The 9,767-nt window shown below is 67.1% G+C and carries 12 protein-coding genes; 1 reads left to right on the forward strand and 11 read right to left on the reverse strand.

Going from position 1 to position 9,767, the window contains the following annotated elements; translation table 11 throughout:
* Positions 1-106 precede the first annotated feature (106 nt).
* Positions 107-232 (forward strand): entericidin A/B family lipoprotein, encoded by a 126-nt coding sequence (locus BGN95_RS20470; protein WP_179512136.1) that lies wholly within the window; start codon positions 107-109, stop codon positions 230-232.
* Between the two features lie 3 nt (positions 233-235).
* Here the strand turns inward: BGN95_RS20470 and tatC are convergent, their stop codons facing one another.
* From tatC to BGN95_RS20525, 11 genes are all read right to left on the reverse strand, one after another.
* Positions 236-1,012, reverse strand: a complete 777-nt coding sequence (gene tatC, locus BGN95_RS20475; RefSeq protein WP_265271461.1) for a twin-arginine translocase subunit TatC — start codon at positions 1,010-1,012, stop codon at positions 236-238.
* Positions 1,009-1,410 (reverse strand): Sec-independent protein translocase protein TatB, encoded by a 402-nt coding sequence (gene tatB / locus BGN95_RS20480; RefSeq protein ID WP_179512138.1) that lies wholly within the window; start codon positions 1,408-1,410, stop codon positions 1,009-1,011. Before tatB ends, tatC begins: the two co-directional genes overlap by 4 nt.
* A gap of 57 nt (positions 1,411-1,467) precedes the next feature.
* The gene (locus tag BGN95_RS20485; protein WP_179512139.1) at positions 1,468-1,701 is read right to left on the reverse strand and encodes a twin-arginine translocase TatA/TatE family subunit; all 234 of its coding nucleotides are present in this window, start codon (positions 1,699-1,701) and stop codon (positions 1,468-1,470) included.
* A 179-nt stretch (positions 1,702-1,880) separates the two neighbouring features.
* Positions 1,881-2,456: an SMC-Scp complex subunit ScpB gene (gene scpB / locus BGN95_RS20490; RefSeq protein WP_286773838.1), complete on the reverse strand. Its 576-nt coding sequence runs from the start codon at positions 2,454-2,456 to the stop codon at positions 1,881-1,883.
* Positions 2,453-3,184: a segregation and condensation protein A gene (locus BGN95_RS20495; protein ID WP_179512141.1), complete on the reverse strand. Its 732-nt coding sequence runs from the start codon at positions 3,182-3,184 to the stop codon at positions 2,453-2,455. Before BGN95_RS20495 ends, scpB begins: the two co-directional genes overlap by 4 nt.
* A gap of 200 nt (positions 3,185-3,384) precedes the next feature.
* Positions 3,385-4,386, reverse strand: coding sequence for a beta-N-acetylhexosaminidase (nagZ, locus tag BGN95_RS20500; protein WP_286773839.1), 1,002 nt, complete (start codon positions 4,384-4,386; stop codon positions 3,385-3,387).
* 177 nt (positions 4,387-4,563) lie between these two features.
* Entirely contained in the window at positions 4,564-5,307 is a 744-nt protein-coding gene (locus tag BGN95_RS20505; RefSeq protein ID WP_286773840.1) for an SPOR domain-containing protein, read from the reverse strand.
* 3 nt (positions 5,308-5,310) lie between these two features.
* Positions 5,311-7,035 carry an arginine--tRNA ligase gene (gene argS, locus BGN95_RS20510; protein ID WP_265313676.1) on the reverse strand — a complete coding sequence of 575 codons (1,725 nt, stop codon included), beginning with the start codon at positions 7,033-7,035 and terminating at the stop codon, positions 5,311-5,313.
* A gap of 93 nt (positions 7,036-7,128) precedes the next feature.
* Positions 7,129-7,920: a LysR family transcriptional regulator gene (locus tag BGN95_RS20515; protein ID WP_179512145.1), complete on the reverse strand. Its 792-nt coding sequence runs from the start codon at positions 7,918-7,920 to the stop codon at positions 7,129-7,131.
* Positions 7,917-8,315: a Co2+/Mg2+ efflux facilitator ApaG/CorD gene (gene apaG, locus BGN95_RS20520; protein ID WP_265271447.1), complete on the reverse strand. Its 399-nt coding sequence runs from the start codon at positions 8,313-8,315 to the stop codon at positions 7,917-7,919. The genes BGN95_RS20515 and apaG overlap by 4 nt, the downstream gene beginning before the upstream one ends.
* Positions 8,312-9,520 carry a trans-sulfuration enzyme family protein gene (locus BGN95_RS20525; protein ID WP_265271445.1) on the reverse strand — a complete coding sequence of 403 codons (1,209 nt, stop codon included), beginning with the start codon at positions 9,518-9,520 and terminating at the stop codon, positions 8,312-8,314. Before BGN95_RS20525 ends, apaG begins: the two co-directional genes overlap by 4 nt.
* Positions 9,521-9,767: the final 247 nt, after the last annotated feature.

The raw sequence follows: 9,767 nt of genomic DNA on the forward strand, positions 1-9,767 counted from the left end.
AAAGCGTCGTCACTCCCCCCCGGTGGCGCTTTCGGGCCTTCATTTTTGCGGGTTTCCCAAAATCGCCGTAAGACCGGTGCGGTCCCGCGCTTTCAGGAGGTTCGCCATGCGCAAGATTATCGGATTCACCGCAATCGCTGCCGGGCTGCTGCTCGCCGGCTGCAACACGGTTCAGGGCGTCGGCCGCGACGTCTCGTCGGTCGGCCAGACGGTCACCAAGGCGGCGAAGTAACGCTTACTCGCCTGGAACAATCTCACCTTCGCCCGTCGTGTCACGTGCACGACGGCGCTCGGTGAACCAGATCCCGATCAGCGCGAGTTCGTAGAGGAAGCACAAGGGGATCGCGAGAAGCAGTTGCGATCCCACGTCCGGCGGGGTCAGCACCGCGGCGATCGCAAAGGCGGCGACGATCGCGTAGCGCCGCGCGCTCACCAATTGCTTGCGCGTCACGATCCCCGCTCGTTCCAGCAGCATCAGCAGCACCGGCAGCAGGAAGGCGATCCCGAAGCCGAACAGGAATTGCATGATGAACGACAGGTAATTGCCGATCGCGGGCAATGCCTCCTGGTTCACCCCGCCGATATTGCCCTGGAAGCTCAGCAGAAAATGCAGCGCCATCGGCACCGCGATGAAATAGGCCATCGACGCGCCGAGGCAGAACAGCACCGGCGTCGCGAGCAGGAACGGCAGCAACGCGCGCTTTTCCTTGCGATAGAGGCCGGGCGCGATGAACTGCCACAATTGGTTGGCGATCACCGGGAAGGACAGCATCATCGCGGCGAAGAAGGCGACCTTCACCTTGACGAAGAACGCCTCGAAAATCTGCGTGTAGATGAGCTTGGTCTGCCCCGCCTGGAGCAACGGGCGGACCAGCACGCCGAAAATATCCTCGGCGAAATAATAGCAGACGAAAAACGCCAGGATCAGCGCGGCGATGCTGTAGAGCAGCCGCCGGCGCAGCTCGATCAGATGTTCGAGCAACGGCGCCTTGGTGTCGTCGATGTCCTTCATGACGCGGGCTTGCTCTCGACCGGCGGATGCGCCTCATCGGCGGGTGCCGGCGGCGGCGCGACGACCGGTTTCTCGACCATCACCGGTGGCGCATCCTCGCCGTCGGTCGCCGTCTCGGCTGGCAACGGATGCGGATAATCGGGGGTATCGGCGGAAGAGTCGGACGGATGCAGCCGCATGATCCGTTCATTCTCTTCCTTCCACTTCTTTTCCATCTCGGCGAGTTCGGCCTCGCGGATCATCTCGTCGAAGCCGGCGCGGAACTGGCGCGCGACCGAGCGGGCGCGGCCGACCCAATAGCCCAGGACGCGCATCGCCTTGGGCAGGTCTTTCGGCCCGATGACGACCAGCGCGACAAGCGCGACGACCGCCCATTCGGAGAAATTGAAATCAAGCATGAGCGGGCCGGCGGCGCGAGGGGAACGGCAAAGGAGCGGGCTGAGGGCGTCGGCCGATCAGCGCGCCTTCTCGTCCTGCACGATCGTCTCGGCGGGGCGCACCGATTGCTGCGCCTCGATCCGCGCGGCCGGCTTGGCGGGGACGTCCTCGTCCTCCTCGGCCATGCCCTTCTTGAAATTCTTCACGCCCTTGGCGACGTCACCCATCAGGTTCGAAAAGCGCCCGCCCCCCAAGAGAAGAATGGCGATGATGGCGACGACGATCCAATGCAGCGGGCCAAACGTGCCCATGACGGCTCTCCTGATAAGCGAACCCTGTATCTAGGGTCTAAACGCGCTCAGGACAACGCCGTGAGCGGGCTGGCTACCTCATTCACCGTCATACCGGGCTTGACCCGGCATCCAGAGCCGCAAGGACCGGCGCCGGTTGCCCTGGATGCCGGGTCAAGTCCGGCATGACGCCACGGGCCCTAGTCATCATCGTCGTCTTTTTCCACCGCGAGTTGATCGAAGGCGAGATCGACCGGATCGAGCAATCCCGCGGCCTTCAGATCGTCGATCCCGGGCAGGTCGCGCCGGCTTTCAAGTCCAAAATGATCGAGGAATCCCGGCGTCGTCGCGAACATCAGCGGTCGGCCCGGCACCTCGCGCCGCCCCGCGGGGCGCACCCAGCCCGCCTCCATCAGCACGTCGAGCGTGCCCTTCGAGATCTGCACCCCGCGGATTGATTCGATTTCGGCGCGGGTCACCGGCTCGTGATAGGCGATGATTGCCAGCGTCTCGATCCCGGCGCGAGAGAGCTTGCGCGCCTCCTCGCGATCGCGGCGCAGCAGATGGGCGAGATCGGCCGCGGTCTGGAAATGCCATCGCCCGCCGCGGTCGACGAGGTTGATGCCGCGCCCGGCATAATCCGCGGCCAGCGCACCGAGCACCGCCACGATATCCCCCTCGCCGACATGCGCGCGAATCGCCTCCGGGGTCATCGGCTCGGTCGCGGCGAACAGCACCGCCTCGACCGCGCGAGCGAGATCGTCGGGCGGGGTCATGCCGAGGCCCTCAGGTAGAGCGGGGCGAAGGGCGATTTCTGCGCGAGCTCCACCCGCCCCTGCCGCGCCAGTTCGAGCGCGGCGAGGAAGCTCGACGCCAGCGCCGATTTGCGGAAGGTGCCCGACGCGCCGTCGGGGAGGAACCGCTCGATCGACGCCCATTCGATCGTACTGCCGATCAGCGCCGAGACGCGCTCGATCGCCGCCTCAAGCGTCATCACCTGGCGATCGTGGACGACGTGCATCACCGGGCGGGTACGCGCCGAGATACGCCCGTAAGCCGCGATCAGATCATAGATTTCGGCGGTCCAGCGCGCCTTGCGCACCGTGCGCAACCCTTCGGGCGCAGCGCGGCGGAAGACGTCCCGCCCGAGCCGGTCGCGCGCCATCAGCCGCGCGCCGGCCTCGCGCATCGCGTTGAGCCGTTCGAGCCGCAATTGCAGGCGGAGCGCCAGTTCCTCGGGGCTCGGCTCGACCTCGGGGTCGCGCGGCAGCAGCAGGCCCGATTTGAGATAGGCGAGCCACGCCGCCATCACGAGATAATCCGCCGCCAGCTCGAGCCGCAGCGAGCGCGCCTGCTCGATGAAGACGAGATATTGCTCGACCAGCGCGAGGATCGAGATCTGCTTGAGATCGACCTTCTGCGAGCGGGCGAGCGCGAGCAGCAGGTCGAGCGGCCCTTCCCAGCCCTCGAGATCGAGCTTCAGGATATCGTCGTCTTCGGTCAACGGCTTGCTGGGGGGCAGGAGGGATACATCACACTATGCTGGCAGAATGGGCGGGCGTTGCCCAGCCGCCTGCGCAAAGTTCACGAAGTTCACACGAGTGAAGGTTTGGCACCAATGTGACCAAATCAAAATAAATCATTTAATTTCATGTATTTATTAACAAACGTCACCCCGGCCTTGAGCCGGGATGACGGAAGGGGTCAGGCGAGCGCCAACAACGCGTCGCGCTTCTCGATCAGCCCGCCGAAATCGCCCTCGGCGGGCGGGACGCTCGCCATTGCACGATCCAGCCGATCCCGAGCCCCCGGCTCGATCTCATCGAGCCGCCCCGCGATCTCGATCATCTCGTCCATTCGCGCCCAGCAATCGAGCACCACATCGCACCCCGCCGCGATCGCCCCCGCGGCTTTCTCGCCGGCGGTGCCGCTGAGCGCCTTCATGTCGATATCGTCGGTCATCAGCAGCCCGTCGAACCCGATGCGGCGGCGGATCACCTGCTCGATCACGATCGGCGACAGCGTCGCCGGACGATCGCGGTCCCACGCCTCGAACACGATATGGCTCGTCATCCCCATCGGCGCGCCGGCCAGCGCGCGGAACGGGGCGAGATCCTCCTCCAACTCGGCGTCACTCGCGGTGACCGTGGGCAGATCATAATGCGAATCGACGATCGCGCGGCCGTGCCCCGGCATATGCTTGACCACCCCGACCACCCCGGCCGCCGCGAGCCCCTCCAGCGTCGCGCGGCCCATCGCCGCGACACGCTTGGGCTCGCGGCCATAAGCGCGGCAGGCGATCGCCTCGGTCGTCCCCGCGCGCGCAACATCGAGCAACGGCATGCAATCGACCGTAATCCCCATTTCGGCGAGCATCAGCCCGAGCGCCTGGGCATTGGCGCGCGCCGCCTCGATCGCCGACATCGGCGCGCGTTCGTAAAGCGCGTCGAACGCCGGGCCGGCGGGAAAGGCGGGCCATTCCGGCGGCCCCATCCGCGCGACGCGCCCGCCCTCCTGATCGATCAGGATCGCGACGTCGCCCCGCCCCTCCAGATCGCGCAGCGAATCGGTGAGCGCGCGAAGTTGCGCGCGATCGATCACGTTGCGCTTGAACAGGATATAGCCGGCCGGGCGCGCCTCGCGGAAGAATGCACGTTCGTCGGCGGAGAGCGTCGGGCCGGAGAGGCCGAAGATGACTGGCTTCATGCCCCGCCGATACCGTCAGCGCTGCCGGGGGGGAAGGCACGCCAACCGATATCTTCCGTTCGCCCTGAGCTTGTCGAAGGGCGGCCTGTCCCACCCGGTGGGGGACGCCCTTCGACAAGCTCAGGGCGAACGGGGAGAGGGAGGAATGCCGGATTAAGGTAACGCGATGCGCTGAAATTACCCCGCGACGAAGCAGCGTTCGCCCGCCACCTTCAGCCGGCCGCAGATATCGGCGGCGGCGCTGGCGCTGCCGGCATTGACCCGCAAGCGATAGACCTTGCGCCCGTTGACATCGGCCGCCTCGACCGATTTGTTCAACGTCGCGAGATAGTTGAACCTTTTCGCCAGCGCGCTCCACGCCGCATTGGCCACCGCCTCGCTGGGGAAAGCGCCGAGCTGGACGAGCGATCCGCCCGATCCTGCCCCCGGCACCGCCGCGCGCGGCGCGCTGACCGGGGCTTCCGCGGTGAGCTTGCCGCCGCTCGGCGGCACCTTCGCCGCGGCGACGCGCTCGCCGGCATCCGGCGCTGGCACGGGCTTGGCGCCGGCGCGGCGGCCGTCGATCGGCGCTTCGGGCACCGCGCTCAGGTCGATCGCCGCCGAGGAATTGGCGCCGGCGCTGGTCGCGATCGCCGAATCACCCTCGCCGCTCACCTTGAGCCCACCCGGCTCCTCCGGCTTGATCTTGTAATCGCCCGGCGGCGCCTTGATCAGATCGCCGCTGCCCGAGGGGGTGCCGACATGCTGCTGCATCTTGTAGATGCCGAAAACGATGCCCGCGAGCATCACCAGCCCGACGACGACGAGCAGCACCTGGCGCAGAACGCCGGGCGCGCCATTATCCTCTTCCTCGGGCTCTACCGATTCCAGCCAGGGCAAACGATCAAGGTTACTGAGATCGATCTTGTCCACCGCCGTCACCGCCTACATCTCCGAGACCGCTTCCACCCCCACGATGGAAAGTCCGTTACGAATAATTTGCGCGCAGCCATCCGCCAAGAGCAGACGCGCCGCGCTCGACGCCGGATCTTCGACGACCAGGAAGCGCCGATCGGGCCGATCATTGCCGACATTCCACAAAGAGTGAAAGGCCGCAGCCAAATCGTAGAGATAAAAAGCGATACGGTGCGGCTCGCGCGCCGCCGCGGCGGTTTCGACGATCCGCGGGAATTGCGCCGCCAGCTTCACCAGCGCAAGCTCTTCCGTATCAAGACGGGACAGATCGGGGCTGGTCGCATCGATCCCCGCCTCCGCGGCGCGGCGATGCAGCGAGGCGATGCGGGCGTGCGCATATTGGACGTAGAAGACCGGATTGTCCTTCGACGCCTCGACCACCTTGGCGAAGTCGAAATCCATCTGCGCATCGGCGCGTCGGGTGAGCATCGTGAAGCGCACGACGTCCTTGCCGACCTCGCGCACCACATCGGCGAGCGTGACGAAATTGCCCGCGCGCTTGGACATCTTCACCGGCTCGCCGGCGCGGAGCAGGCGGACCATCTGGACGAGCTTGATATCGAAGCGCGTCTTGTTCTCGGTCAGCGCGGCGACCGCGGCGACGATCCGCTTCACGGTGCCGGCGTGATCGGCGCCCCAGATGTCGATCAGCTCGTCGGCGGCCTGCGCCTTCTGGAAGTGATAGGCGAGATCGGCGCCGAAATAGGTCCATTGCCCGTTCGACTTCTTGATCGGGCGATCCTGATCGTCGCCGAATTGGGTCGAGCGGAACAGGGGCAGCTCGACCGGCTCCCAATCGTCGGGCACCTCGCCCTTGGGCGCATCGAGCACCCCGTCATAGACGAGACCGCGCTCACGCAGCCATTGCTCGGCCGCCTCGGGCTTGCCCGCCGCCTGCAGCTCCGCCTCGGAGGCGAAGACCGCGTGGTGGATGCCGAGCAGCGCGAGATCGGCCTTGATCAGCGCCATCATCGCCGCGACCGCGCGGGTGCGGAACAGCACGAGCCATTCGCTCTCGGGCGCCGTCGCGTAACGATCGCCGAATTCGTCGGCGAGCGCGCGGCCGACCGGGACGAGATAGTCGCCCGGATAGAGCCCCTCGGGGATCTCGCCCACCGCCTCGCCCAGCGCCTCGCGGTAGCGCAGATGCGCCGAGCGCGCGAGCACGTCGACCTGCCCGCCGGCATCATTGACATAATATTCGCGCGTCACGTCATAGCCGGCGAATTCGAGCAGCGCGGCGAGCGCATCGCCGACCACCGCGCCGCGGCAATGCCCCATGTGCATCGGCCCGGTCGGGTTGGCGGAGACATATTCGACGTTGACGCGGGTGCCGTGGCCGCGCTGCGACCGGCCGTAATCGCCGCCCGCGTCGCGGATCGCGGAAAGCTCGGCGCGCCACGTATCGTCGGTCAGCCGCAGGTTGATGAAGCCGGGGCCGGCGATCTCGACCGCCGCCACCTCGTCGAGCCGGCGCAGCTCGTCAGCGATCTTCTCGGCCAGCGCGCGCGGGTTGGACTTGGCCGGCTTGGCCAGCACCATCGCGGCATTGGTGGCGAGATCGCCGTGGCTCGTGTCGCGCGGCGGCTCGACCGTCACGTTGCGACGATCGAGATCCGCCGGCAGCGCGCCGCCAGCGACAAGGGCATCGAGCGCCGCGTCGATATGCGCGGCAAAGCGAGAATAAAGCGTCATGGTGTCCGTGATCGTCCGGGATTGCGCGCGCGATAGACCAAGCGGGCGCCGGAAGCAAAAAGCCCTCCTCCGAAGTGAGGGGCTTGAGCCCCCCTAAGCCGTCAGCGCGTCGACCAGCGCCTGGACCTTCTTCTGCCGCCATTGCGGCAGCGGGGCGACCAGCCAATAGCCGAGCCGCGACGACTTCGCCTCGCCGACACGCACCACGCGCCCCGCGGCGATATCGCGCGCGGCGAGCAATTCGGGCACGGTCGCGCGCCCCAGTCCCTGCGCCGCGGCGTCGATCGCCAACCCCGCGTCGGCGACGCGGATCGGCGCCGACACATCTTCCGCGCCACACCCGGGCCAGGCGATACGCAGCTCGCTGCCGCCGCCGGGGCACTCAACGGTGACCATCCCCTCGCTCTCCAACGCCTCGCCCTCATGCGCGCCGGGGCCTTCCCCCCAGCGGATCGCGAGATCGAGATTGGCCTCGGTGAAGTCGATCACATCGTCCGCCGCGACGAGGATGAAGCGCAATTCGCCGTCGTCGCGCGCGATTTCCGCGAGCCGCGGCATCAGCCATTTCTGCGTCACGTCGCGCGGCGCGGCGATCGTCAGCGATTTGGACGATTGCCCGGCCTGCATCGCGCGCACCGATTCCTCGAAATGGAGGAAACCGTCGCGCAGCGCGGCCAATCCCGCCTCGCCCTCCTGCGTCAGTTCGAGCCCCTTGGTGGTACGGCGGAACAGCACGACGCCCAGCGTATCCTCGAGCGCGCGGATCTGCTGGCCGACCGCCGCCGGGGTCACCGCCAGCTCGTCCGCCGCGCGGGTGAAGGACAGATGGCGCGCGGCCGCATCGAGCACGCGCAGCCCGTTGAGCGGCAGATGCGTGCGCTTCATGCCCCCACCGCCGGCGCGAGCAGCGCGAATTTGGGGATGGCGACGTCGAACGGCGCGCCGCTCTCGCCGATCATGCGATAATGCCCCTGCATCGATCCCGACGAGGTGCCCAGCGGGCAGCCCGAGACATAATCGTAGCTCGCGCCGGGCTCGATCACCGGCTTTTCGCCGACCACGCCCTCGCCCTCGACCGGATGCTGCACCCCGCGCCCGTCGGTGATCAGCCAATAGCGGCTGAGCAGCTGGATACTGTGCTCGCCGTGGTTCTCGATCCGGATATGATAGGCCCAGAACCAGCGCCCGCGCTCGGGCTCCGATTGCTCGGGCAGATAGGTGACCGAGACGCGCACGGTCACGCCGTGCGTGGTTTCCTCATAGGGGAAGAGCGCCTTCACAATCCCGCCACGCGGAGCGCCTGATCGAGATCCTCGATCAGATCGTCCACGTCCTCCAGCCCGACGTTAAGTCGCAGCATCCCGTCGCTGACTCCCATTTCGATGCGCTTGTCCTCGGCGACCGAATGATGCGTCGTGGTGGCGGGGTGGGTCATCAAGGACCGAGAATCGCCGATATTGTTCGAAATGTCGATCAGCTGCAGCGCATCGAGCAGAGCATGCGCCTGCTTGCGCCCGCCATCGACCTCGAAAGCGAAGATCGGCCCGGCAGCGTCCATCTGCGACATCGCCAGATTGTGCTGCGGGTGGCTCGGCAACCCCGGGTGGAGCACGCGCGGGACGCGGCCCTCGAGGAAGCGGCCGACCTTCAACGCGCTTTCCGACTGGCGGCGGATACGCAGATCAAGCGTCTCCAGCCCCTTGAGCACCACCCAGGCGTTGAACGCCGACAGCGTCGGCCCGGTGTTGCGAATGAAGGAGAGCAAGGTGTTCTCGACGAAATCGGCCGAGCCGCACACCGCGCCGGCGAGAACGCGGCCCTGCCCGTCCATCATCTTGGTCGCCGAATAAGCGGTGACATCGGCGCCGTAATCGAGCGGGCGCTGGAGCGCGGGCGTCGCAAAGGCATTGTCGACCACCGACGTGATCCCGCGCTCGCGCGCGATCCCGCACACCGCGCGCAGATCGACCACGTCCATCGTCGGATTGGCCGGGGTCTCGAAGAAGAACACCTTGGTCTCGGGCCGCACCGCATCGGCGAATTGCTGCGGATCGCGTGCGTCGATCACCGTGGTGGTGATGCCGAATCGCGGCAGCAAGGTATCGACCAGCCAGCGGCACGAGCCGAACGCCGCGCGCCCCGCGACGACATGATCGCCGGTCTGGAGCTGGCACAGCAATACCGCGGTCATCGCCGCCATGCCGGTGGCCATCGTGCGGCACGCCTCGGCGCCCTCGAGCAGCGCGATCCGCTCCTCGAGCATCTGCACCGTCGGGTTCTGGAGGCGGGAATAGGTCATCCCCTGCTGCTCGCCGGCGAAGCGCGCGGCGGCATCCCCGGCGCAATCATAGGCATAGCCCGAGGTGAGGAACAACGCCTCCGACGTCTCCCCGAACTCCGAGCGCGCGGTGCCGCCGCGGATCGCACGCGTGGCGGGGCGCCAATTGGCGGTGATCGAGCGGTCTTGTCCGGTACGGCGTTTCATGTCGTGCCCTTTGCCCGCAAAAGCAGGGGTATCGCAAGGTCTGGTGCCGATGCCTTCGTCACCCCGGCCATGAGCCGGGGTCCATTATGCCGCGAACGCCACGGCCGGAGCCTCTTGCCCCGCGCCTGCCTCCCGATGGACCCCGGGTCGAGGCCGGGGTGACGGCGGGGCAAGAGGCTTGCCCACCGCATCCCGCTCGTTAAACCCGCGGCGATGAAGCAAACCGGCAAGGCGACGCGCGGGACGG

The sequence above is a fragment of the Sphingomonas sp. 66-10 genome (assembly GCF_001897045.1).
Classification (GTDB): Bacteria; Pseudomonadota; Alphaproteobacteria; order Sphingomonadales; family Sphingomonadaceae; genus Sphingomonas; species Sphingomonas lycopersici.